The organism is Streptomyces sp. NPDC090088, from assembly GCF_044747345.1.
In the GTDB taxonomy this organism is placed as follows: Bacteria; Actinomycetota; Actinomycetes; order Streptomycetales; family Streptomycetaceae; genus Streptomyces.
On sequence record NZ_JBIVDZ010000014.1, the window covers coordinates 189,148 to 212,268 of the forward strand.

Annotated in this window: 19 protein-coding genes; 4 read left to right on the top strand and 15 right to left on the bottom strand. The window is 71.9% G+C overall.

The window, feature by feature from the left end:
* Nucleotides 1-212: 212 nt before the first annotated feature.
* The 6 genes from ACIPSJ_RS48770 to ACIPSJ_RS48795 all read right to left on the bottom strand — a co-directional run bounded on the left by ACIPSJ_RS48770 (nt 213) and on the right by ACIPSJ_RS48795 (nt 7,385).
* Complete coding sequence (locus ACIPSJ_RS48770; RefSeq protein WP_359225909.1) at nt 213-722, bottom strand: O-acetyl-ADP-ribose deacetylase; 510 nt, start codon at nt 720-722, stop codon at nt 213-215.
* A complete protein-coding gene (locus ACIPSJ_RS48775; RefSeq protein ID WP_401356271.1) occupies nt 719-2,128 on the bottom strand; it encodes a phytoene desaturase family protein in 1,410 nt (469 codons plus the stop codon). The genes ACIPSJ_RS48770 and ACIPSJ_RS48775 overlap by 4 nt, the downstream gene beginning before the upstream one ends.
* An 85-nt stretch (nt 2,129-2,213) precedes the next feature.
* The gene (locus ACIPSJ_RS48780) at nt 2,214-3,062 is read right to left on the bottom strand and encodes an inositol monophosphatase family protein (RefSeq protein ID WP_359225907.1); all 849 of its coding nucleotides are present in this window, start codon (nt 3,060-3,062) and stop codon (nt 2,214-2,216) included.
* Nucleotides 3,063-3,155: 93 nt separating this feature from the next.
* Nucleotides 3,156-4,952, bottom strand: a complete 1,797-nt coding sequence (locus ACIPSJ_RS48785; protein WP_359225905.1) for a gamma-glutamyltransferase — start codon at nt 4,950-4,952, stop codon at nt 3,156-3,158.
* 145 nt (nt 4,953-5,097) lie between these two features.
* On the bottom strand, nt 5,098-6,801 hold the full coding sequence (locus ACIPSJ_RS48790; protein WP_359225903.1) for an LCP family protein: 1,704 nt from the start codon (nt 6,799-6,801) through the stop codon (nt 5,098-5,100).
* Between the two features lie 224 nt (nt 6,802-7,025).
* Nucleotides 7,026-7,385: an ArsR/SmtB family transcription factor gene (locus ACIPSJ_RS48795; RefSeq protein WP_401356275.1), complete on the bottom strand. Its 360-nt coding sequence runs from the start codon at nt 7,383-7,385 to the stop codon at nt 7,026-7,028.
* 237 nt (nt 7,386-7,622) lie between these two features.
* Between ACIPSJ_RS48795 and ACIPSJ_RS48800 the strand changes: the two genes are divergently transcribed.
* Both ACIPSJ_RS48800 and ACIPSJ_RS48805 read left to right on the top strand, forming a co-directional pair.
* Nucleotides 7,623-7,889, top strand: a complete 267-nt coding sequence (locus ACIPSJ_RS48800) for a GlsB/YeaQ/YmgE family stress response membrane protein (protein WP_355721957.1) — start codon at nt 7,623-7,625, stop codon at nt 7,887-7,889.
* A gap of 259 nt (nt 7,890-8,148) precedes the next feature.
* Nucleotides 8,149-8,832: a hypothetical protein gene (locus ACIPSJ_RS48805; protein WP_359225899.1), complete on the top strand. Its 684-nt coding sequence runs from the start codon at nt 8,149-8,151 to the stop codon at nt 8,830-8,832.
* A gap of 40 nt (nt 8,833-8,872) precedes the next feature.
* Here the strand turns inward: ACIPSJ_RS48805 and ACIPSJ_RS48810 are convergent, their stop codons facing one another.
* The 9 genes from ACIPSJ_RS48810 to ACIPSJ_RS48850 all read right to left on the bottom strand — a co-directional run bounded on the left by ACIPSJ_RS48810 (nt 8,873) and on the right by ACIPSJ_RS48850 (nt 20,166).
* Entirely contained in the window at nt 8,873-10,393 is a 1,521-nt protein-coding gene (locus ACIPSJ_RS48810) for an NCS1 family nucleobase:cation symporter-1 (protein WP_359225898.1), read from the bottom strand.
* 129 nt (nt 10,394-10,522) lie between these two features.
* The gene (locus ACIPSJ_RS48815) at nt 10,523-11,542 is read right to left on the bottom strand and encodes a TIGR03842 family LLM class F420-dependent oxidoreductase (RefSeq protein ID WP_365684760.1); all 1,020 of its coding nucleotides are present in this window, start codon (nt 11,540-11,542) and stop codon (nt 10,523-10,525) included.
* 11 nt (nt 11,543-11,553) lie between these two features.
* A complete protein-coding gene (gene hydA / locus ACIPSJ_RS48820) occupies nt 11,554-12,957 on the bottom strand; it encodes a dihydropyrimidinase (protein ID WP_359225894.1) in 1,404 nt (467 codons plus the stop codon).
* Between the two features lie 115 nt (nt 12,958-13,072).
* Entirely contained in the window at nt 13,073-13,915 is an 843-nt protein-coding gene (locus tag ACIPSJ_RS48825; RefSeq protein ID WP_359225892.1) for a nitrilase-related carbon-nitrogen hydrolase, read from the bottom strand.
* A gap of 170 nt (nt 13,916-14,085) precedes the next feature.
* A complete protein-coding gene (locus ACIPSJ_RS48830; RefSeq protein ID WP_359225890.1) occupies nt 14,086-15,666 on the bottom strand; it encodes a PucR family transcriptional regulator in 1,581 nt (526 codons plus the stop codon).
* A 190-nt stretch (nt 15,667-15,856) separates the two neighbouring features.
* Nucleotides 15,857-17,107 carry an aspartate aminotransferase family protein gene (locus ACIPSJ_RS48835; RefSeq protein ID WP_359225913.1) on the bottom strand — a complete coding sequence of 417 codons (1,251 nt, stop codon included), beginning with the start codon at nt 17,105-17,107 and terminating at the stop codon, nt 15,857-15,859.
* A 29-nt stretch (nt 17,108-17,136) separates the two neighbouring features.
* On the bottom strand, nt 17,137-17,979 hold the full coding sequence (locus tag ACIPSJ_RS48840) for a nitrilase-related carbon-nitrogen hydrolase (protein WP_359225889.1): 843 nt from the start codon (nt 17,977-17,979) through the stop codon (nt 17,137-17,139).
* Between the two features lie 180 nt (nt 17,980-18,159).
* On the bottom strand, nt 18,160-19,788 hold the full coding sequence (locus ACIPSJ_RS48845) for a hypothetical protein (RefSeq protein ID WP_401356282.1): 1,629 nt from the start codon (nt 19,786-19,788) through the stop codon (nt 18,160-18,162).
* Nucleotides 19,789-19,914: 126 nt separating this feature from the next.
* A complete protein-coding gene (locus ACIPSJ_RS48850) occupies nt 19,915-20,166 on the bottom strand; it encodes a helix-turn-helix transcriptional regulator (protein WP_355721933.1) in 252 nt (83 codons plus the stop codon).
* A 44-nt stretch (nt 20,167-20,210) separates the two neighbouring features.
* Here ACIPSJ_RS48850 and map point away from each other — a divergent pair, with 44 nt between their 5' ends.
* Both map and ACIPSJ_RS48860 read left to right on the top strand, forming a co-directional pair.
* Nucleotides 20,211-20,990 (top strand): type I methionyl aminopeptidase, encoded by a 780-nt coding sequence (map, locus tag ACIPSJ_RS48855; RefSeq protein WP_401356285.1) that lies wholly within the window; start codon nt 20,211-20,213, stop codon nt 20,988-20,990.
* A gap of 448 nt (nt 20,991-21,438) precedes the next feature.
* The gene (locus ACIPSJ_RS48860) at nt 21,439-23,079 is read left to right on the top strand and encodes an ABC transporter ATP-binding protein (RefSeq protein ID WP_401356288.1); all 1,641 of its coding nucleotides are present in this window, start codon (nt 21,439-21,441) and stop codon (nt 23,077-23,079) included.
* Nucleotides 23,080-23,121: the final 42 nt, after the last annotated feature.

Consider the following 23,121-nt stretch of genomic DNA (forward strand, 5'->3'; position numbering starts at 1 on the left):
GCTCCTTTCCCTGCCGTCCAGGGTGAGGGGCACACGACGGGGCGGCACCCTGTACCTGCCGACGCGACAGCCACCGGCCACCGGCCACCCGCCACCCGCCACCCGCCACCCGCCCAGGAGACAGGCCCACCCCGGACCGACGCCGGGCAACCCCCTCGCGGGCACGGTCGCCACAACCCAAGGCCGGGCAGACCCCTCCGGCCCGGCTCGCCTCAGGCCAGCCGGCGGGCGAACGCCTCGTACGCGTGGTGGTCGAAGAGGACGAAGCGGACCTCTTCGACGGTGGTGTTCGTCTCCTGGACGGTGGTCACGGCGATGCGGGCGCCGTCGTCCATGGGCCAGCCGTAGACGCCGGTGGAGACGGCGGGGAACGCGACGGTGCGGGCGCCGAGTTCGTCGGCGCGCTTCAGGGACTCGCGGTAGCAGGAGGCGAGGAGGGCGGAGCGGTCCTCGGTGGCGGAGTGGACGGGGCCGACGGTGTGGATGACCCACCGCGCGTCGAGTTCCCCGGCCGTGGTGGCGACCGCCTGTCCGGTGGGCAGGCCCTTGCCGAAGTGGCCGGCGCGGAGCTTGCGGCACTCCGCCAGGATCGCGGGGCCGCCGCGCCGGTGGATGGCGCCGTCGACGCCTCCGCCGCCGAGCAGGGAGGAGTTGGCCGCGTTGACGATGGCGTCGGCGGTCTGCCGGGTGATGTCGCCCTGGACGAGCGTGATGCGGGTCATGACTGTCTCAGCCTCCTCCATACCGCCTTCGCCGCGTTGTGCCCGGACATGCCGTGCACGCCCGGGCCCGGCGGGGTGGCCGACGAGCAGATGAAGACGGCGGGGTGCGGGGTGCCGTAGGGAGAGAGGGAGAGTCTGGGGCGCAGCAGGATCTGGAGGCCGGAGACCGCTCCGGTGCCGATGTCGCCGCCGACGTAGTTGGCGTTGCGCGCGGCGAGTTCGGCCGGGCCGGCGGTGGCGCGGGCCAGCACCAGGTCACGGAACCCGGGGGCGAACCGCTCCAGTTGACGCTCCATCACGTCCGTGAGGTCGCCGGTCCAGCCGTTGGGGACGTGGGCGTAGGCCCAGAACACCTGCTTGCCCTCGGGGGCGCGGGACGGGTCCACGACCCCGGGCTGCACGGTGATCATGAACGGCCGGTCGGGGGCGCGGCCCTCGCGGGAGGCGGCGCGCAGGGCGGTGCCGATCTCCTTGCTGTCGGCGCCGATCTGCACGGTCCCGGCGCGGCGGGCTTCCGGAGCCGTCCAGGGGACGGGGCCGTCCAGCGCGTAGTCGATCTTGAAGACGCCGGGGCCGTAGCGGTAGCCCTGGTAGTAGTTGCCGAGGCCTGCGATGCGGGCGAGGGCGGTGGGCGAGGTGTCGAAGACGTACGACCGCGCGGGCGGGAGGTCGTCGAGGCGCTTGACCTCGTAGTCGGTGTGGATCGCGCCGCCGAGGTCCTTGAGGTACGCGGCGAGGGCGTCGGAGATGGACTGGGAGCCGCCGCGGGCGACCGGCCAGCCGCGGGCGTGCGCGGCGAGCGCGAAGACCAGGCCGACGGCGCCGGTCGCGAAGCCGCTGAGCGGGGCCATGACATGGGCGACGAGCCCGGCGAACAGCGTCCTGGCCCGCTCGTCGCGGAAGCGGCGCAGCAGCAGACTCGCGGGCGGCAGCCCGACCAGGCCGAAGCGGGCGAGGGTGACCGGGTCGCGGGGCAGCGCGGTCAGCGGCAGGGACATGAAGTCCCGGGCCAGGGTGTCCCACCGGGGCAGGAACGGCTCGACCAGCCTGCGGTACGTGCCCGCGTCACGGGGGCCGAAGGAGGCGGCCGTCTCGGCGACCGAGCGGGCCAGCACGGCGGCGCGGCCGTCCGGGAAGGGGTGCGCCATCGGCAGCTCGGGGTGCAGCCACTCCAGGCCGTAGCGCTCCAGCGGGAGGGCGCGGAACGCGGGCGAGTTGATGCCGAGCGGGTGCGCGGCGGAGCACGGGTCGTGGCGGAACCCGGGGAGTGTGAGCTCCTCGGTGCGGACGCCGCCGCCGACGGTTTCCTTCGCCTCGAAGAGGGCGACCGAGAAGCCGCGCCGGGCCAGCTCCACGGCGGCCGTCAGGCCGTTCGGCCCCGCCCCCACCACGACCGCATCGAGCATCGACGGCACCTTCGGACCCCTTCGTCAGCCGATGGCCACTCGGCTTCAGGATATGCCGCGGGACTGACACCGCCCTCGCTCGGGGTTACCAGACCGGGTTCCGCAGCAGGTCCACCACCCGCTGGGCGGTGGCCGCGTCACGGGCCGCGGTGAACGGCAGGGCGTTGCCGCCGGTGATACGGAAGGGCTCACCGGAGAGGGTGAGGTGGGCGCCGCCCGCCTCCTCGACCAGCAGCAGCCCGGCCGCGTGGTCCCAGGCGGCCTCCCAGGAGAACGCGGTGGCGTCCAACTCGCCCCGGGCGACGGCGAGATACTCCAGTCCGGCCGAGCCGCAGGCGCGCGGCGCGACGCCGTCGACCCACAGGGCGTGCAGCGCGCGCTTCTGCGCGTCGGTCGTGTAGTCCGGGTGGGAGGTGGCGATGCGCAGGTCCCGATCCGGCGCGGGCGAACCGGAGTCGAGCCGCTCGCCGTCGAGGAAGGCGCCCTTCCCCCGTACCGCGGTGGCCAGTTGGTCGCGGGCCGCGGCATAGGTCCAGGAGGCGAGCAGGACGCCCCGGTGGGCGAGCGCGACCAGCGTGCAGAAGCCCTCCTCGCCGCGCACGAACTGGCGGGTGCCGTCGACCGGATCGACGATCCACACCGGCGCGTCGTCCTGAAGGGCCTCGTAGGTGTACGGGTCCGCGTGCACCGCTTCCTCGCCGACCACGACGGAGCCGGGCAGCAGGGCGCCGAGCGCTCCGGTGAGGTACCGCTCGGCGAGCCGGTCGGCGTCCGTCACCAGGTCGTGCGGCCCGCTCTTCTGGTCGACCTCGTGGTCGGCGAGCCGGCGCCAGCGGGGCAGTATCTCGGTGCGGGCCGCCTTGCGGATCGCGTCCTCGACGTCGCCGGCGTGCTGCAGGAGAAACTCGTCGATGGTCTCCGTTGCTTCGATCATGCCTCCCATGAGAACACGGGTCACTGACAATCCCCGCCGGTTCGGTGTACGGGACATGGACTGGCGACGAACAGGCGGTGCCGGGGGCCGGGGTCAGCGCCCCACCGCGTACCCCTGCATCCCGCGCGGGTTCGCCGCCGCCGACAGCACCCCGGTCTCCGGGTCCCGCGCCACCGCGCACAGCCTCCCCTCCGACCAGCCCGGTCCGACCGTCACGTCGTGGCCGCGCACCCGCAGCTCCTCGACCACTCCGGGGTCCGTCCCCGCCTCGACGGTCACGCTCCCGGGCCGGTGCCCGCGCGGGTAGAAGGAGCTCGGGAAACTGTCGTTGTGCCAGTTCGGGGCGTCGATGGCGCCCTGGAGGTCGAGGCCGCCGCGCACCCGGTCGCGGAGCGCCACGGCGAGGAAGAAGTGCAGCTGCCACTGGTCCTGCTGGTCGCCGCCGGGCGTGCCGAAGGCCAGCACCGGGACCCCGTCGCGCAGGGCGATCGAGGGGGTGAGCGTGGTGCGGGGGCGGCGCCCGGGCGTGAGGGAGTTCGGCAGTCCCTCCTCCAGCCAGGCCATCTGGAGCCGGGTGCCGAGCGGGAAGCCCAGCTCGGGGACGACGGGGTTGGACTGGAGCCAGCCGCCGCTCGGGGTGGCCGCGATCATGTTGCCCCAGCGGTCGACGACGTCCAGGTGGCAGGTGTCGCCGCGGGTACGGCCGTCGGCGGCGACCCGCGCGACCGTCGGCTCGCCCGCGCCCAGCGGGTCGAAGGCGCCGCTCCCGGCGGCCTCCACACGCGCGTACCCGGGCAGCCGGGGCGGGCGCCCGCCGGGGCTGCCGGGCCGCAGCTCGCCGGAGGCCTTGCCGCCGATCAGCGCGCGCCGCTCGGCGTTGTAGCCCTCGGAGAGCAGGTCGGCCAGCGGCACCTCGGCCGCGTCGCCGTACCAGGCCTCGCGGTCGGCCATGGCGAGCTTGCAGCCCTCGACGAGGAGGTGGACGTAGTCGGGCGACCCGTACGCGGGCAGCTCGGACGGCAGCAGGGCGAGCTGCTGGAGGAAGGCGGGGCCCTGGCTCCAGGGGCCCGCCTTACACACGGTCCAGCCGTTCCAGTCGTACGACACCGGGCTCTCGTAGGCCGCGGACCAGCCGGCCAGGTCGGCGGCGGTGAGGGTGCCGGTGTGCCGTTCGCCGCTGGTGTCGAGGGTGGGGCGGGCGGCCTGCCGGACCAGGGCCTCGGCGACGAAGCCCGAGCGCCACACCTCGCGGGCCGCGTCGATCCGCGCCTCGCGGTCCCCGGCGCCCGCGGTCTCGGCGAGCAGCCGCTTCCAGGTGGCGGCGAGGGCGGGGTTGCGGAACAGCTCGCCGGGGCGCGGGGCCCGGCCGCCGGGCAGATAGAGGTCCGCCGAGGACGTCCACTCGGCCTCGAAAAGCTCGCGGACGCTCTGCACGGTCGCGCCGACGTTCTCCACGGGCGCGTGCCCGTGCTCGGCGTAGCCGATGGCGTACCGCAGGACCTCGTCGAGCGGCTTGGTGCCGTGGTCGCGCAGCAGGAGCAGCCAGGCGTCGAAGGCGCCGGGGACGGCGGCGGCCAGCGGGCCGGTGCCGGGGACGAGGTCCAGGCCGAGCCCCCGGTAGTGGGCGACGGTGGCTCCGGCCGGGGCCACGCCCTGGCCGCACAGCACCCGTACCTCGCCGCCGGCCGGGGCGAGCAGGATCGGCACCTCGCCGGCCGGGCCGTTGAGGTGCGGCTCGACCACGTGCAGTACGAACGCGCCGGCGACGGCCGCGTCGTACGCGTTGCCGCCGGTCTCCAGGACCGCCATCGCCGACTGGGAGGCCAGCCAGTGGGTCGACGACACCATCCCGAAGGTGCCCTGGAGCGTGGGACGGGTGGTGAACGACATCTCTCACCTCACTGCTCGCACGACGACCGACACCCGACCGCCGCCTGCTCGACTACCGACCACCGCTTGCCCGGCGGCTACATCGTTTCCCGGTCGTCGGCGCGCGAACCCCCTCGGCGTTGATCTCCGCGGCGGCGCCCTCTGCTCACTTGTCCGAGTCGGCCTTGTTCGTCGCCGCCGCGTACGCCTGGGACGGTGTCATCGCGATCCCGTTGAGGCTGACCGTCTTGTACTGGCTGACCTTCGCACAGGTCTTGGAGTCGTCGGCGGTCGAGGCGTTGGCGTTGGAGACGGCCGCCTTGGTGTCGCCGGAGCTGGCCGGGTAGGTGGTGCCGCTCGTCCAGTCGCTGCCGATCACCAGGATCACGCCGGTGCCGCTGCCCGCCTTGATGTGCGAGCTGGGCACGTCCAGGGCCTTGGCGACGGTCTGCGCCTCGGCCTTGTCGCCGCTGCCGTAGGTCACGGTGGTGGTGGTCGCGGAGGTCGGGGCGTTGGCCGTGGTGGTGCCGGTGCTGAAGCCCTGGGAGATCAGGGAGTTCGCGATGGCGGAGGCCCGGCCGGTGATGTCGGTGCCGTTCTCGACCGTCACGGCGATCTGAGAGGCGGGGACGGTCGCGGTGGGCGTCGGCTTCGCGCTCGCGGCCGCCGAGGCGGCCGAGGACTTCTTGCCCGAACTGGTGGTCAGCGACTGGTCGTTGGCCATGGTGGCGAAGAGGTCCTTGGCGCCCTCGCCGACCACCACGCGGTTGCTGTTGTTCGGGTCGGGCGCGGTCTGCATGGTGGTGAAGGTCATCCGCTTGGTGGGGACCTTGTTCACGTCGGCCGCGAGCGAGATCAGTTTCTTCACGCTGTCGAGGTCGTCGTCCACGGTGAGCGCCTTGGTGGCCGCGTCGGCGAGGCTGTAGACCGCGGTGGGGTCGGTGAGGGTGCCCGCGCTCTTGAACTTGCGGATCATCGCGCTGAGGAAGATGTGCTGGGAGACGGTACGGCCGAGGTCGCTGCCGTCGCCGAAGCCGTGCCGGGAGCGGACGAACTCCAGCGCGGCCTCGCCCTTGAGGGTGTGGGTGCCCTTGGACAGCTTCAGGTGCGAGTAGGTGTCGTACACGTTGTTGTTGACGCAGACGGAGACACCGCCGACCGCGTCGGACATCTTGACCACACCGGAGAAGTCCAGCTTGACGAAGTGGTCGATGGGGACGCCGGTGAGCTGGTGCACGGTGGCGACCTGGCAGGCCGCGCCGTACTGGAGGGCGCTGTTGACCTGGCCGTAGTAGCCGGACGTGGACTGGCCGCTCGCGCTGTCCTTGCAGGCCGGCACGTCGACCATGGTGTCACGCGGGATGCTCATGACCGTGGCGTTGGAGCGGTCCGCGGATATGTGGACGACCATCTCCACGTCCGCGTTGCCGTTGCCGGACTGGACGCCGGTCGTCTTGCAGCCACCGCCGAGCTTGCAGTCCGCGGCGCTGGTCCGGCCGTCCGAGCCGATCACCAGGATGTTGATCGGGGTCCGGCCGAACGCGTCGGCCTTCTCGGTGCCGCCCTTGCCGTCGAGGGAGACGCTGTTGATGTTGCCGTTGAGGTGCTGGTAGAACCACCAGCCGGCGCCGGCCGTGACCAGCACCAGGACGGCCGTCACCAGGCCGACGACCTTCAGGACCCGCTTGCCGCGCCCGCCCGGCCTGGCCCGCCGGGAGCCTCTGCCGCCGCGGGACTTGGCCGCCTGCCGGGCCGCGGCGCGGCCGCCGGTCGGCCGGGTCCCGTCGGGCAGGGCACCGCGCTGTCCGGGCACCCGGTCGGTGCGGCTGCGCGTGGCCTGGCCCCCCGGGCCGTCCCACGGGTCGGTCATCTTCCACTCCCATGAACGGTCAGGCCCGCGGACGGTACGGCGGGGTACACGGTGGTGTCCGGACAGGCTTGAGGTGGGCCCACTTAGGTTGCGTGATTGCGCAATCTAACAAACCCACAGGGGCAGCAGGACAGACCCCGCCCGAATTCACAGGTGAGGGATGTCATGCAACCCCGGGGGCGGTCAATCCGTCGGCGCTCGTCCACCCGTGCGGCGCGGCGCGGTCAGACACCCGCCTCGCGCAGCCGGCGTACCGGCGCGGGGAGCTGGTGGGAGCGCGCGGTCAACTGGCCGACGGTGACCCGCACCACGGTCACGATGTCCGGATCGTCCACATAGTAGATCTGCCGCCGCCCCTCGCGGCGGGAGCGCACCAGCCCGGCCAGCTTGAGCTTGGCCAGGTGCTGGCTGACCGCGGGCAGGGCGCCGCCGACCCGGTCGGCGAGGCGGGTCACATCGCTCTCGCCCTGGGACAGCGCCCACACGATGTGCAGCCGGGCGGGCGAGGCGAGCAGTCCGAACACGGCGGCCGCCTCCGTCAGCACCCCGTCGGAGGGGTCCGCGCAGTCGACGATCTCCCCCACAGTCCACTCCCTCCCATCACAGCGGCCGCACAGAAGCACACTCAGTGTAGGCGTGCGGTCACCGGCCCCGATACGGCCTCCCCGCAATGTCCTCCACGTGTTCCCCGCATTGTCATGAGCGGGTGACAGATCATCGACGACTCGACGGCGGACGGTGCCGGCGCCCGCAGTCGTTCCTAAGCTTGCGCAACAAGGCAACTCAGCAAGGAACCACCCCGTACTGGGAGGACAACGAACGTGGGCATCATCGGCTGGATCATCCTCGGTCTCCTCGCCGGAGCCATCGCCAAGATCCTGCTGCCCGGCCGCGACCCGGGCGGCCTGATCGGCACCACCCTCATCGGCATCGCGGGCGCCTTCGTCGGCGGCTGGCTCTCCGCCCGCTTCCTCGACCGCCCGGTGCAGAACCACTTCTTCGACCTCTACACCTGGGGCGCCGCGATCGCCGGCTCCCTCGTCCTCCTCGTCGGCTACCGCCTGCTGTTCGGCAACTCACGCAACTGACCGCCGGCCCGCGGAACGGTGACGCCGGTCACTCCCGCGGGCCGGACGCAGTCACGACATTCCGGATGTGCAGGGACCGCGGGCGCACGACATGTCGGACGTAGGGGGACGGCCCGCGGAGGCTGTCAACAGGGGGCCGCGCCCGGCCCACAGGCAAGGCACCGATTCCACTTCCGCACCACAGGGAGTCGTGTGAAACTGGCGTCCCGTCCGCAGTGTGGACTCCTCCGCACACCGTCCCCCCAGCGAGAAGTGCGACTTGCGTTCTCTACCACTGCCGCTCGCCCTCACCGCGCGCCTGACGCCGGTCGCCGTGCTCGCCTGTGCGGGCTGGGCGATGGCATCGGGCCCGGACAAGACGTCCGACTCCGCCTCCTCCGGCAACACCTCGACCCAGCAGACGGCCTCCCAGTCCGCCGGGGACAGCCCCTCGTCGTCCTCGTCCTCCGCGGGCGCCACGAAGACGTACTCCGCCGCGCCCGCCCCCTGCGGCAGCATCCCCGCGGCCACCGTCAAGTCGCTGGTGCCCGGCGCGAAGACGGCCGGCAAGGAGATCCCCTCCACGGACACCAAGCTGCGCCGCACCTGCTCCTGGAACGCGCTCAAGGGGTACGACTACCGCTGGCTGGACGTCTCCTTCGAGATCATGGACACGGACGCGGCGGCGGCGAAGGAGTACAAGGACCGGGTCACCGAGAAGAGCGGCGGCGGGGCCGTGCCGGGGCTCGGCGACAGCGGCTACTCCGTCGTCAACCTCACCACCGAGGACAAGCAGCAGACCCGTGAGGGCGTGGTGATGGCCCAGGTCTCCAACGCGCTGGTGATCATCACCTACAACGGCAGCGACTTCGAGACCAAGAAGGCGCCCAGCACGGACGTGATCAACAAGGGCGCCATCCAGGCGGCGAAGGCCGCGGTGACCGCGCTGAAGGGCAGCCAGTAGCCGTACTGGCTGCCCTTCGTACGCGCGGCGCGCCTCCTGCTCACGCCTCCTTGGGCCGCACCAGCGTCGTCAGCCCCAGATACAGCACCAGGGACGTGCCGAGGCCGACCGCCCAGCCGTAGTCGGCGAGCGAGGACAGCGCCGGGATGGGCCGGCCGTCGATCAGCGGTTTGAAGCTGGCGCCGCCGACCGCGAGGACGCCGCCGACGAGGAAGGCGAGGACCGCCCGCCAGTTCCAGCCGCCGTCGTACCAGTAACGGCCGCCCGTGCGGTACAGGTCGGTCAGGTCGAGGCGGGTGCGGCGCAGCACCCAGTAGTCGGCGATGAGGATGCCGGCGACCGTGCCCAGCAGACCGCCGACCAGACCGAGCCAGGTGAAGATGTAGCCCTGCGGGTCGGAGTACAGCTTCCACGGGAAGATCAGCACCCCGAGGACGCAGGTGACCAGCGCGCCGGTACGGAAACTGATCTTCCGGGGCGCGATGTTGGAGAAGTCGAACGCGGGCGAGACCAGGTTGGCCGCGATGTTCACGGACAGGGTCGCGACGAGCACGGTGACCAGGGCGTAGAGCAGGCCCACCACGCTGTCCGTCTTGGCGGCCAGCTGGACCGGGTCCCAGATCGGCTGGCCGTAGACGGCCTGCGAACCGGAGGTCACCAGGACGGAGAGGAAGGCGAAGAGGGTCATGGTGGTCGGCAGGCCCAGCGCCTGGCCCCAGGTCTGCGCCTTCTGGCTCTTGCCGTAGCGGGTGAAGTCCGGGATGTTCAGGCTCAGCGTCGACCAGAAGCCGATCATGCCCATCAGCGACGGCCAGAAGATCTTCCAGAAGCCGCCGCCCCAGCCCAGCTTGGAGGGCTGGTCGAAGAGCGGGCCGAGGCCGCCGGCCTTGTCGCTCATCCAGACCAGCATCACGATCGCGCCGACCAGGACGAAGGGCGCGGCCCAGTTCTCGAAGCGGCGGATCGTCTCCATGCCCCGGTAGATGATCGCGACCTGGAGCACCCAGAAGAGCGCGAACGACAGCCACATGGTCCAGGCGTAGCCGCCGATGTGCGAGGCGTTCGCCCAGCTGTCGCCGATCAGCTTGCCGGCCAGGAAGAAGATCGCCTCGCCGCCGATCCAGGTCTGGATGCCGAACCAGCCGCACGCCACCAACGCCCGTACGACGGCGGGGAGGTTGGCGCCGCGCACCCCGAAGGAGGCACGGGCGAAGACCGGGAAGGGGATGCCGTACTTCGGTCCGGCGTGCCCGGTGAGCAGCATCGGGACGAGGACGATCAGGTTGGCCAGGGCGATGGTGAACACGGCCTGTTTCCAGTCCATGCCGACCGCGATCAGGCCGGAGGCCAGGGTCCAGGAGGCCGTGTTGTGGGCCATGCCGACCCAGAGCGCGGAGAAGTTGTACGTGGTCCAGGTGCGCTTCTCGATCGGGACCGGCAGCAGGTCCTCGTTGGCGTACGGACCGCTGGGCGGCGGGGAGCCCGGGGTGAGCTCGACGCGGCCGTCGGGGAGGGCGACTTGACCGGAGAGGGGTATGGCCGAGGGAGCGGTGTCGGTCATGGGCAGGCCAATCGGGGTGAGGTGGGACGGGAGAGAGGCCGTGCGGGGGGCTCCTAGGGGGGTTCGCCGTGGGGGGCGGGCCCCCTTCCCGGGACGGCGGGAAGGGGGAGACCAACTGCGGTGCGGTGGCTAGCCGTTGACGGCCGGGATGACCTTCGTCCCGTACGCGTCGATGGTGGCCTCCTGCGCGTCGTGCATGTCGTAGATCGCGAACTGGTCGACGCCCAGCTCGCGCAGGGCGTTCAGTTTCTCGATGTGCTTCTCGACGGGCCCGATGACACAGAACCGGTCGACGATCTCGTCCGGTACGAACTCGGTGTCGGGGTTGCCGCTGCGCCCGTGGTGCGAGTAGTCGTACCCCTGGCGGGCCTTGATGTAGTCGGTGAGTTCGTCGGGTACGGCGGCGGAGTGCTCGCCGTACTTGTCGACCAGGTCGGCGACGTGGTTGCCGACCATGCCGCCGAACCAGCGGCACTGGTCGCGGGCGTGCGCGAGGGCCTCGGGCGAGTCGTCCTCGGTGACGTAGGCGGGGGCGGCGACGCAGATGGTCACCTCGGACGGGTCACGTCCGGCGGCCACCGCCGCGTCCTTCACCGCCTTGACCATGTACTCGGTGAGGTAGAGGTCGGAGAGCTGGAGGATGAAGCCGTCGGCCTCCTCACCCGTCATCTTCAGGGCCTTCGGGCCGTACGCGGCCATCCAGACGGGGAGTCGGGCGCCCGGCTTGATCCACGGGAACCTGATGACGGTACCGCCGAGGTCGGCCTCTCCCCCGCTGCCGAGGGCGCGGATGACCTTCATGGCCTCGCTGATCCGGGCCAGGGTGTTGGGCTTGCGGCCCGCCACCCGCATCGCGGAGTCGCCGCGGCCGATACCGCAGACCGTGCGGTTGCCGAACATGTCGTTGAGGGTGGCGAAGGTGGAGGCGGTGACCTCCCAGGTACGGGTGCCCGGGTTGGTGACCATCGGCCCCACCGTCAACTTCGTGGTGTTGGCCAGGATCTGACTGTAGATCACGAACGGTTCCTGCCAGAGCACGGCGGAGTCGAAGGTCCAGCCGTAGCGGAAGCCGTTGCGTTCGGCCCGCTTCATCAGGCTGACGACCTTCGAGGCCGGCGGGTCGGTCTGCAGGACGAGTCCGAAGTCCATGGGCGCCACTCCTAGTTGAGGTACTGACAGGTGGAGCGCGGGGTGTAGACGCCGTGCCCGGCGTGTCCGGTGTACTCCCGCTCGGTGATGACGGGTACGCCGCGCGAGAGGACCGTCTCGACCCGGCCGGTGAGCCGCTTGCCCTCGTACGCCGAGTAGTCGACGTTCATGTGGTGGGTCTCGGCGGAGACGACCTGCTCGGCGTGCGGGTCGTAGATGACGACGTCCGCGTCGGCACCCGGGGTGATGGTGCCCTTCTTCGGATACATGCCGAACATCCGGGCCGGGGTGGCGCAGGCGATCTCGATCCAGCGGCGGCGCGAGATGTGCCCGTCGACGACGGCCTGGTGCAGCAGGTCCATGCGGTTCTCGACGCCGGGCAGGCCGTTGGGGATCTTCGAGAAGTCGCCGCGGCCCAGCTCCTTCTGGCCCACGAAGCAGAAGGGGCAGTGGTCGGTGGAGACGACCTGGAGGTCGTTGGTCCTGAGGCCCTGCCAGAGCTTGGCCTGGTGCTCCTTGGGACGCAGAGGCGTCGAGCACACGTACTTCGAGCCCTCGAAGTCGGGCTCGGCGAGGTTGTCGGTGGAGAGGAAGAGGTACTGGGGACAGGTCTCGCCGAAGACCGGGAGCCCCTCGTCGCGGGCGCGGGCGAGTTCGGCGACCGCCTCCATCGCGGAGACGTGCACGACGTAGAGGGGCGCGCCCGCGACCTGGGCGAGCTTGATGGCCCGGTGCGTGGCCTCGGCTTCGAGGAGCGCCTTGCGGACCTCGCCGTGGTAGCGGGGGTCGGTCTCGCCGCGCGCCAGCGCCTGTTCCACGAGGACGTCGATGGCGATGCCGTTCTCGGCGTGCATCATGATCAGGCCGCCGTTCTCGGCGGAGCGCTGCATGGCGCGCAGGATCTGGCCGTCGTCGGAGTAGAAGACGCCGGGGTAGGCCATGAACTGCTTGAAGGAGGTCACGCCCTCCTCCACCAGCAGGTCCATCTCCTTGAGCGTCTCCTGGTTCACATCGGAGACGATCATGTGGAAGCCGTAGTCGATGGCGCAGTTGCCCTCGGCCTTCGCGTGCCAGGTGTCAAGCCCCTCGCGCAGGCTGTGGCCGACGCTCTGCACGGCGAAGTCGACGATGGTGGTCGTACCGCCCCAGGCGGCGGCCCTGGTGCCGGTCTCGAAGGTGTCGGAGGCGAAGGTGCCGCCGAACGGCAGCTCCATGTGGGTGTGGGCGTCGACGCCGCCCGGGATGACGTACTTGCCGGTGGCGTCGATGGTCCGCTCGGCGGTGAAGGCGTCCGCGGCGGGCGTTCCGGAGGCGGCGAGGGCGGCGATGCGGCCGTCCTCGATCAGGACGTCGGCGTGGATCTCGTCGGACGCGGTGATGACGAGTCCGCCACGGATTACTGTCCGGCCGGTCATGGGGTCCTCTCCTTCGTGGTCAGGTGCGGGTCCGACGTGGTCAGGTGCGGGTCCGACGTGGCTGGTCGCGCAGTTCCCCGCGCCCCTTTCGGGGCGCTTTTGCTACAGGGCGCTATTAAGGCGCCGTCAGGGGGCCGTACGCGTCCGGGCGGCGGTCGCGGAAGAACTGCCAGCGGTCGCGGACCTCGCGGAGCTTGGCCAGGTCGAGGTCGCGGACGACGAGTTCGGTCTCCTTGTCGGAGGCCACCTCGCCGGCGAACTGGCCCTCCGGGTCCACGAAGTACGAGGTCCCGTAGAAGTCGTTGTCGCCGAGGTCCTCGACCCCGACCCGGTTGATCGCGCCGACGAAGTACTCGTTGGCGACGGCCGCCGCCGGCTGCTCCAACTGCCAGAGGTAGCGGGAGAGTCCGCGCGAGGTGGCCGAGGGGTTGAAGACGATCTCGGCACCGGCGAGGCCCAACGCCCGCCAGCCCTCCGGGAAGTGGCGGTCGTAGCAGATGTAGACACCGATCTTCCCGACGGCGGTGTCGAAGACCGGCCAGCCGGCGTTGCCCGGACGGAAGTAGAACTTCTCCCAGAATCCGGGGACCTGGGGGATGTGGTGCTTGCGGTACTTGCCGAGGTACGAGCCGTCGGCGTCGATCACGGCGGCGGTGTTGTAGAGGACGCCGGGCTGCTCCTCCTCGTACACCGGCAGGATCAGGACGAGGCCCAGTTCGCGGGCGAGGGCCTGGAAACGCTGGACGATCGGGCCGTCGGGGACCTGTTCGGCGTACTCGTAGAACGCCTTGTCCTGGACCTGGCAGAAGTAGGGCCCGTAGAACAGCTCCTGGAAGCACAGGACCTGGGCGCCCTGCGCGGCCGCGTCGCGGGCCGCCTGCTCGTGGACCTGGATCATCGATTCCTTGTCGCCGGTCCAGGCGGTCTGGAAAAGGGCGGCACGAATCACTCGGCTCATCGGGACCTCCGGTCGCTCGGGCGTGCGTCGCTCGATGTGGGAGGAGCCTAGAAAGTCCGAAAGCGGGCTTCGATTGCCATCGTGTCACGTCTGCGGGCGCCCGGCGTGTCACCGTGTCACGCTGCGGATGACCCATGTTTCACCGCCGTTTTCCCAGGTCGTCGCATGTTTCACCCCTGTTGCGCGTCATGCGCGAGGAGCGCGATGTGCACGGAGGCCGCCTGCTCGAAGTCGTCGAGGTCGACGCCGAGCCGGACCTGTATCGCCTCCAGCCGGCGGTACAGCGCGGGCCGCGAGACATGGTGGAGCTGAGCGGTGCGGGACTTGTTGCGACCGGTGGCGAGGTAGGTCCGCAGCACGCTCAGCAGGTCCTGGTCGGTGCCCGTTCCGCAGAGCAGTCCGTCCAGCTCGCGCTCGGCGAAGGACTGCACGTGCGGGTCGTCGCGCAGCAGCCTGACCAGACCCCGCAGGTGTACGTCCTTGAGCCGTACGACCGTCGGGAGGTCGAGGGCCGCGGTCGAGTCGGCGACCGCGTCGGCCACGTGCTGGGCCTCGCGCAGCCCGGCGGGCACGTCGTCCCAGGCGGTACGGGAGCCCGCGGCGGCGACCACCCCCCGGGGCCCCGCCGACTCGCCGTGCAGCCGGGCGGCGAAGTGGGCGGCCAGGGCGTCCGCGTCCTGGTCGCGGGCGAGGCTGAGGAGGACGGCGGTGGTGCGCTCGGTGAGCTCGGCGACCAGGCCGGGCAGTCCCAACAGGCGAAGGATTCTCTCAAGTTGCGCCGGTTCGCTGTCCCGTACCACCAGGGGCACGAAGGTCCGCCGGTTGACCGGCAGTCCGGCCGCCCGGGCCCTGGGCAGCAGTTGCCGTGCCGGTACGACCCCGGAGACCAGGTCGGTCAGCAGGCTCTGCGCGGACTGCTCCTCCCAGGTGTGGGCGGAGCCGCCGCCGAGCATGCGGTGCAGCACGAGCGCCTCGGCGGCGCGGTCCGCGAGCAGCCGGCCGGTGGGGGTGTCGCCGCGGTAGCCGCACAGCATGATCTGGCCCCAGCGCTCTCCGCGTCCGCCGAGCTCGGCGCGGATCCAGCCGTCGCCGGTGCCGCCGCCGGCCTGCCGGGCGATGCGCTCCCAGTCCCGCAGCACGTCGTCGACGGCCGACCGCTCCCCCGCGGTGGCGAGGACCCGGTGGGCGAGGTTGGTGACGACGACCGGGCAGGCGCTGTGCACGGCGACTTCGTCGAGGAGCCGCTGGAGGGGGGCGCCGGCCGTGATGAGTCCGGTGAGCGCGGTACGGACGGCCTCGGAGAGGCTGACGGCGGCGAACTTGCTGCGGACCAGGCGGGACTGGACCTCCTCCGTCAGCTCGGCGAAGGGGAAGGGGCGGTGCAGGACCACCAGGGGGAGGCCGCAGCGGTCCGCTGCGCGGCGCATGGCGTCGGGGGGTGCGGGGAAGGCGCGGCCGAGGCCGAGGACGACCGCGGCGGCCTCGGCCCGGTGCAGGGACTGGATGTACTCGGCCTGCTTGTGCTCGTCGCCGGCGAGCAGGACGCCGGTGGTGAGGACCATTTCGCCGCCGGTGAGCATGACGCCGACGTCGGGGGCCTCGGCGACGTGCACCCAGCGGACCGGGCGGTCGAGGTGGGTGGCGCCGGCGACCACCTCGGGGTCACCGGCGAGGACCCGTTCCAGGGCGAGGATCTGGCGGACCGACAGTATGGGGTCGGTGGACTTCGGGGGATCCCAAGTGGCGGTCATCTTGCGTGTCCCTTGATCGGGTTCGGTGCGTGTGTCGACTGCGGCGCCGTCATGGCTGGCCGCGCAGTTCCCCGCGCCCCTCACGGGGCGCTGCCTGAGGCCCCTGTAAGGGGCGCGGGGAACTGCGCGACCGGCCCCCACCGGCCCGCAGATCCCCACACGGCGTGCCGCGGCGCTTCCCGCAGAGCGCCTAGTAGGCACTCCTCAAGGCCTGTTCGAGAATCGTCGCGCCCTCCTCCGCCTCGGCCACCGTCAGGGACAGCGGCGGGGCGATGCGCAACGCGCTCGTGTTGTGGCCGCCGCCCTTGCCGATGAGGAGGCCGGCCTCGCGGGCCGCTTCCAGGATGGTGGACGCGGACTTGGGGTCGGCCTCGTCCGTGCCGGGCTTGACGAGTTCGATGCCGATCATCAGGCCGCGGCCCCGGACCTCGCGTACGCCGGGCAGCTGGGCGGCGACGGCGCGGAGGCGTTCGATGAGGAGGCCGCCGACGCGGCGGGCGTTGCCCTGGAGGTCGTGTTCCAGGAGGTACGACAGGTTGGCGAGGCCGGCCGCCATGGTGATCTGGGTGCCGCCGAACGTCGAGATGCTGTTGGAGTCCAGGCAGTTCATGATCTCGGCGCGGGCCACCACACCGCCGATGGAACTGCCGTTGCCGATGCCCTTGGCGAAGGTGAGGATGTCCGGCGGGCCGCTCTGGCCGTGCGCCTGCCAGCCCCAGAAGTGCTCGCCGGTGCGGCCCCAGCCGGTCTGCACCTCGTCGGCGATCCACAGGATGCCCTGTTCCTGGAGGACCTTGCGGAAGGCCGCGTACAGCCCGTCGGGCGGGGAGGTGAAGCCGCCGACGCCCTGGATGGGTTCGGCGATCAGCGCGGCCGGCGGGCGGGTGTGGCCGAGGAGGTCGCGCAGATCGTCGACGCAGGCCGCGATGAAGTCGCGGTCGTTCAGCTCGGCGTACGGGCCCCGGGTGCGGACGCCGCCGTGGACGTACAGCGTCTGCAGCGGCGAGAGGGAGGTCGGGGACCAGCCCTTGTTGCCGGTGATGCCGACCGCGCTGAAGGAGCGGCCGTGGTAGCTGTTGCGCATCGCGAGGATGGTGTTGGTGCGGCGGTAGGTCGTCGCGAGCAGCAGGGCGGTGTCGTTGGCCTCGGTGCCGGAGGTGGTGAAGAAGACCCGGGCGTCCGGGATGCCACTCAACTGGGCGATGCGCTCGGCGAGTTCGACCATCGGGCGGTTGAGGTAGAGCGTGGAGGAGTGGAGGATCCGGCCGGCCTGCTCGGTCACCGCCTTGGTCACCTCGGGGAGCGCGTGCGCGGTCATCGTGGTGAGGATGCCGCCGAAGAAGTCGAGGTAGCGGTTGCCGTCCGCGTCCCAGACGTGCCGGCCCTCGCCGTGGGTGATCTCCAGCGGCTCGTCGTAGTAGAGCGCCAGCCAGTCGGGCATGACCTGGCGGTGGCGGGCGAAGAGGTCGTTCACGGCTGTACCAGCCCTTCGTAGGCATCGGGACGGCGGTCGCGGTAGAAGGCCCACTGCTGCCGCACTTCTTCGATCAGGTCGAAGTCGAGGTCGCGGACGACGAGTTCCTCACCCTTGTCGCTCGCCACCTCCCCCACGAACTGCCCACGTGGATCAACGAAATAGCTTGTCCCGTAGAAATCGTTGTCCCCGTACTCCTCCTGACCCACCCGGTTGATGGCGGCGATGAAGTACTCGTTGGCGACGGCGGCGGCCGGCTGCTCCAGCTGCCAGAGGTAGGCCGACAGACCGCGCGAGGTGGCCGACGGGTTGTAGACCAACTGGGCACCGTTGAGACCGAGTTGCCGCCAGCCCTCCGGGAAGTGGCGGTCGTAGCAGATGTACACGCCGACCTTGCCGACGGCGGTGTCGAAGACCGGCCAGCCGATGTTCCCGGGCTTGAAGTAGTACTTCTCCCAGAAGCCCTTGACCTGCGGGATGTGGTGCTTGCGGTACTTGCCGAGGAAGGTGCCGTCCGCGTCGATCACGGCGGCGGTGTTGTAGTAGAAGCCGGACTGCTCGACCTCGAAGACCGGGACGACGATCACCATGCCGGTCTCGCGGGCCAGCTCCTGCATACGACCGACGGTCGGCCCGTCGGGGACCGGCTCGGCCCAGCGGTAGTGCTCGGGTTCCTGGACCTGGCAGAAGTAGGGGGCGTTGAAGACTTCCTGAAACCCGATGATCTTCGCACCCTGGCGGGCCGCCTCGCGGGCGTACACCTCGTGTTTCGCCACCATGGACTCGGTGTCGCCGGTCCAGGTGGCCTGGACCAGAGCGGCGCGTACGACGTTGGCCATGAGCTGCTCCTTCTACGCCCGTAGAGGGTCGAAAGTAAGCCTCCTTGGAGTCCTTGCCAAGACCATCGTCGTTAAGCCGCCGAGTCGATCGCGTTTCTTACCTGGCTGGCGGATGCGGGGGCCGGTTCGTCGGCGCCGTCGGGCCTCGGGAGCGCTGCGGGGCTCTCCAGCAGCGGTCGGTCAGGCGGCGAGGCCAGCGACCCGCAGTGCGTGGAGCAGGTCCCAGTGGCGTTGGTCCGAGATGTGCTGGGCGGAGCGGAGGAGGAGGGGGACGAGGCGCTGGGGGTCGGGTTCGGCGCTGTGGGCGGCCTCTTCCGGGGTGCGGACCTGGACGTAGGTGTCGAGCAGGGCGCGGGCCTCGCGGTGGCGGCCCTCGGTGTCCAGGGCGAGGACCGCCTCGCCGATCTCGGTGGCGGGGCGGACGACGCCCTGGCGCAGGATCTGCCGGCCGTCGTCGGTCCGGCCCGCGGCGGTCAGGGCGTCGGCGGCGGCCACCAGCCGGACGGGCGGCAGCGAGGCGGCCTCCCACAGCAGGGTGGCCCAGTCGGCGCCGAGGCCGGAGCGCTGGAGGGTGTCCGCGAGCAGCGGGAACCGGGGGGCGGGCCACTGCGCGACCTCGGCCAGGAGCGCGTGCGCCTCGCCGGTGCGGCCCTCCGAGCGCAGGCGTACGAGCTGTTCCACGGCCCCGGCGACGGCCTGCCCCGCCTCCTCGTCGGGCTGCGCGGTCAACGGCTGCGGTCGCGCCGGCGCCTCGGCGGCCCCGGCGAACCGGGCTCCGCGCGGGGTGCGCCGGCCGGCGGGGGCCGCGGGCAGGTCCGCGTCGGGGGCCTGCGGTACGACGGACGGCGCGGCCTCGTCCTCCGCCATGCCGGCGAACCGGGCGCTGCCGCGTCGCCGTTTGCGCTGCTTGGCGGGGGCGGGGGCGGGGGACGGCTGGGGAGCGTCGGTGGGGGCGGAGGCGAGGGCGCCGTCGCCGGTCGGGGACCCGCTCGCGGTCACCGGCCCGGACTCCCGGGGATCGGCCGGGCCGGGGAACGGCGGGTCGCCCGCCACCGGCTCGCCGGGAGCCGGGCCGCCCGTCGAGGGGGTGCCGCCCGGGGCGCCCATCGAGGGCGTGCCGCCCGGGCCGCCCGGCCAGGGCTCCCCCGTCGCCGGACCGGCCGGGCTCAGGTCGTCCGCGGCCGGTGTGTCCGGATCGGCCGGGCCGCCCGCCGAGAAGACGTCGTCGGCACGGAGCACGGCCCCGTCGCCGCCGGCACGCCGCACCGCCGGTGCGCCCCGCAGTCGTCCGGCGAGGCCGATCCGCGCTTCCAGCGCCCCGAGCCGGGACCGGAGTTCGGCGCACCGGGCGGAGGCGCGTTCGTGGTCGTCGCGGGCCCAGGCGAGGTCGATGTTGAGGGCCTCGGCCTCCTCGCGGGAGCGCGCGGCGCGCAGGTCGCGGCCGAGCTGGGCCAGCCGTTCGGCGGCGTAGCGCTGTTCGCGGAGGGTGCTGTCGAGGCGGTCGCCGAGATCCTCCCGGGCGCCCGGGCGGGCGTCGTGGGCGGCGAGGGCGTCGGCGTGGAGCGTGCGGGCCTGCGCGGCCTCGCGGGCGACGGCGTCGGTGCCGTAGAGGGTGGCGAGGTCCTGGAGGAGCGCCTCCAGGACGTCCCAGGGGGGTATCTCCCGGCCGCCGAGGCAGGCCTGCATACCGTCGGGGTCGCGCTGCCAGAACACCGCGCACCAGCCGGCGCCCTGGTCCAGGCGCGCCAGCAGGCCGCTCAGGTAGTTCGTGAACTCCCGCACCCGGCCCGGGAGTTGATGCACAGTCATCGCTCGACTCCCGCCCGACCGGAACACTCCGGCTCCGTAGGCAACACCAGTTGTGTTACGGGGCTGCTACGGGGAGTTTTCCGCGGGCGCGCAGAGACCTCATTGCCCGATCTTGACCGATGCGCGTCAGGCGACGATCAGGGCGCAGCGCTCCACCAGATCGTCCATCGACAGGCCCAGCGCCCGGGCCAGCGCCGCGACGGTGAAGAAGGCGGGGGTCGGCGCCCGACCGGTCTCGATCTTGCGGAGCGTCTCGGCCGAGATGCCCGCCACGGCCGCCACCTCCGTCATGCTCCGGCCGCCGCGCGCCTCGCGCAGCAACTGCCCGAGCCGCTCGCCGCGTTCTCGCTCTTCCGGGGTGAGAGGGGTGCGCACCATGCCGTCATTCTAATCCCGTCGAGTAAACCGGTATATTAATTGGCATGGTGGAACTGAAGACGGACACGTCGATCGACGCGATGCACGAGGCGGGCCTGGTCGTCGGGCGGGCCCTGACGGCCGTACGGGAGGCCGCCGGCGTCGGCGTCTCGCTCCTGGAGCTGGACGAGGTGGCACGGGAGGTGCTGCGGGAGGCCGGTGCCTCGTCCCCCTTCCTCGGCTACCGGCCCTCCTTCGCGCCGACCCCGTTCCCGGCCGTCATCTGCGCCTCGGTCAACGACGCGATCGTGCACGGCATCCCGACCGGCTACCGGCTGCGCGACGGCGACCTCCTCTCCATCGACTGCGGCGCCGAACTGGACGGCTGGGTCGGCGACTCGGCGGTCAGCTTCACGGTCGGCAGGGCGCGCCCGGAGGACCTGCGGCTCGTGGAGACGGCCGAGCGGGCGCTGGCCGCCGGGATCGCGGCGGCGGTCGCCGGCAACCGCATCGGCGACATCGCGCACGCGATCGGCCGGGTCTGCCGCGAGGCCGGTTACGGCGTGCCGCACGGCTTCGGCGGGCACGGTGTGGGGCGCCGGATGCACGAGGACCCGGAGGTGCCGAACGAGGGCCGCCCCGGGCGCGGGCTCCCGCTCCGCCACGGCATGGTCATCGCGATCGAGCCGATGCTGATCGGCAGCGGCCGGGACGGCTATCACGCGGCCCCCGACGGCTGGACCCTGCGTACCGACGACGGCTCCCGCGCCGCCCATGTCGAGCACACGGTGGCCGTGACGGCGGACGGGCCGCGGATCCTCACCGAGCGGAATTCAAAGGCCTGACACAGCTCATCCCCGAGCGTCTCCTATCGCCGCGTGCCGACCCATGAATTCGCTGTGCCGCTGAGCAGCCCCCGTAATGCGCTCGTATACATATCCGTGACGGGCGGAGAAAAGGCCGCCCAAATCAGCGAAGGAGTTCTCATGGAAAACGTGCGCATGCGAGTACCGGTCCCCCGGCCCACGCGGCGGCGCCCGGTACCTCCGCCGCCTCCGCCCCAGGGCCAGCGGCCGCCCCGGCCGAATACCGCCGGCCGCTGATCTCGTGACGTAACACCACCCGTGGCAGCCGGACCGGCGGAGGGATGCCCTCCTTCGCCGGTCCGCGCCCGGGCCCAATCGGGGCGGGAGGAAAGCGATGTTCCGGCGGCACGCGAAAATCTCCCCGGTCACCGCATTTCGCAGACTGTGGCCGCTCACCCGGCCGGAAAGAATTCATCTCTGGACCGCCGTGGCCTGCCAGACGATATCCGTCGGATGCGATACGGCGGCCATTCAGGTTTTCTCCTATCTCACCGACGAGGTACTCACCTCGGCCGAGCCGACGAAATTCTGGAGGCCGGCCGCGTTATGGCTCGCGGTGGCCCTGCTGGGCGCCGCCGTGACGTTCGCCGCCCATCAGCTGACCAGCCGGGCCGAGGAGGGTTTCCGGCTGCGCTGCCGTGACGAGGTGTTCCAGCACGCGCAGCGGCTGCCCCCGCACTACTACGAGAACAATCCGCCGGGTGACCTGCTGGCCCGGTTCACCGGGGACATCGACGAGGCGGAGCACGTGGTCGCCTCGGGCCCGGTGCAGCTGCTCAACACCGTCGTCAGCCTGCTCTTCTTCGCGGGCGCCGCGCTGTGGCTGCGCTGGGAGCTGGCCCTGCTCACCTTCGCGGCGGCCCCGGTGCTGTGGCTGGCCACGCGCCGGCTCTCCCGGCCGATCAGAACCCTGTCGCGCACGGAACGCGACCGGTACGGGGAACTGGTCGACGCGCTCGACGAGAACCTCGCGAACATGCCCGTCGTCCAGGCGTACAACCGGCAGGACACCGAGCGCGACCGGGTGCACCGGCGCGGTGCCGCCCGGATGCGCAGCAGCCTGGCCCGGGCCCGGCTGGCCAACGCCTATCTGCCCCTCGCGAACGCCGTCGAGTCGGTGTCCGTGCTCGCCGTGGTCGGCGTCGGCGCCTGGGAGATCGCGGCGGGCCGGCTGACGGTCGGCGGGCTGCTGGCCTTCGCCGCCTACCTCGGCTACCTCTACCCGCAGGTGCAGGCGCTCGGCGGCCTCGCCGTGAGCGTCTCCGCCGCCACCGCGGCCTGCGAGCGCCTCTTCGAGGTGCTGGACACCCGCCCCGCCGTCACCCGGAGCCCCCGTGCGCAGAGCGAGGCGCGACCCGCGTACGGCACCGGCCCCGGCGTGGTGACCCTGGACAACGTCGGCTTCACCTACCCCGGCGGCGACCGGCGGATCGTCACCGGCCTCGGCTTCACCGCCCACCCGGGGCAGCTGGTCCTGATCGACGGCCCCAGCGGCTCGGGCAAGTCCACGCTGGCGAAGCTCCTGCTGCGCTTCTACGACCCCACCGAGGGCCGCATCCTCCTGGACGGCCGGGACATCACCGGCCTGCCGCTGCGCAGGCTGCGCGAGCTGGTCACCCTCGTACCGCAGGACCCCATGCTCCTGGACGGCACCATCCGCGAGAACATCGCCTACGGCCGTCCCGGCGCCGACGAGCGGAGCGTGCTGCGCGCGGCCGCGGCCGCCGACGTGGACGGCTTCGTCAGGCATCTCGCCTACGGCTACGACACTCCGGTGGGCCCCGGCGGGCGGCAGCTGTCCGGCGGCCAGCAGCGGCGGGTGGCCATCGCCCGGGCGCTGGTCCGCGACACCCCGGTCCTCGTCCTGGACGAGCCCACGACCGGCCTGGACGCCGAGTCCGCGCGCCGGGTGATGGAGCCGCTGCGCCGGCTCATGGCGTCCCGCACCACCTTCCTGATCACCCACGATCCCCAGCTGGCCGCCCAGGCCGACGCCGTCCTTTCCGTCGGTCCGCCGCCCGAACCGCTGGACGTGCCCGCCTACGGCGGGCGTGCGAAGGTGGTGTGACCGGGCCCTGCCGGGGCACCCGCGTGGGCCGGCCCGTCGACC

What these genes read in the sequence shown, in the direction of transcription:
- ACIPSJ_RS48835 (WP_359225913.1), bottom strand. Translation starts at nt 17,107, where the DNA reads ATGCCCGACTGGCTGGCGCTCTACTACGACGAGCCGCTGGAGATCACC.
- ACIPSJ_RS48825 (WP_359225892.1), bottom strand. Translation starts at nt 13,915, where the DNA reads ATGAGCCGAGTGATTCGTGCCGCCCTTTTCCAGACCGCCTGGACCGGC.
- map (WP_401356285.1), top strand. Translation starts at nt 20,211, where the DNA reads ATGGTGGAACTGAAGACGGACACGTCGATCGACGCGATGCACGAGGCG.
- ACIPSJ_RS48775 (WP_401356271.1), bottom strand. Translation starts at nt 2,128, where the DNA reads ATGCTCGATGCGGTCGTGGTGGGGGCGGGGCCGAACGGCCTGACGGCC.
- ACIPSJ_RS48810 (WP_359225898.1), bottom strand. Translation starts at nt 10,393, where the DNA reads ATGACCGACACCGCTCCCTCGGCCATACCCCTCTCCGGTCAAGTCGCC.
- ACIPSJ_RS48790 (WP_359225903.1), bottom strand. Translation starts at nt 6,801, where the DNA reads ATGACCGACCCGTGGGACGGCCCGGGGGGCCAGGCCACGCGCAGCCGC.
- ACIPSJ_RS48780 (WP_359225907.1), bottom strand. Translation starts at nt 3,062, where the DNA reads ATGATCGAAGCAACGGAGACCATCGACGAGTTTCTCCTGCAGCACGCC.
- ACIPSJ_RS48830 (WP_359225890.1), bottom strand. Translation starts at nt 15,666, where the DNA reads ATGACCGCCACTTGGGATCCCCCGAAGTCCACCGACCCCATACTGTCG.
- ACIPSJ_RS48845 (WP_401356282.1), bottom strand. Translation starts at nt 19,788, where the DNA reads ATGACTGTGCATCAACTCCCGGGCCGGGTGCGGGAGTTCACGAACTAC.
- ACIPSJ_RS48770 (WP_359225909.1), bottom strand. Translation starts at nt 722, where the DNA reads ATGACCCGCATCACGCTCGTCCAGGGCGACATCACCCGGCAGACCGCC.
- ACIPSJ_RS48840 (WP_359225889.1), bottom strand. Translation starts at nt 17,979, where the DNA reads ATGGCCAACGTCGTACGCGCCGCTCTGGTCCAGGCCACCTGGACCGGC.
- hydA (WP_359225894.1), bottom strand. Translation starts at nt 12,957, where the DNA reads ATGACCGGCCGGACAGTAATCCGTGGCGGACTCGTCATCACCGCGTCC.
- ACIPSJ_RS48850 (WP_355721933.1), bottom strand. Translation starts at nt 20,166, where the DNA reads ATGGTGCGCACCCCTCTCACCCCGGAAGAGCGAGAACGCGGCGAGCGG.
- ACIPSJ_RS48785 (WP_359225905.1), bottom strand. Translation starts at nt 4,952, where the DNA reads ATGTCGTTCACCACCCGTCCCACGCTCCAGGGCACCTTCGGGATGGTG.
- ACIPSJ_RS48815 (WP_365684760.1), bottom strand. Translation starts at nt 11,542, where the DNA reads ATGGACTTCGGACTCGTCCTGCAGACCGACCCGCCGGCCTCGAAGGTC.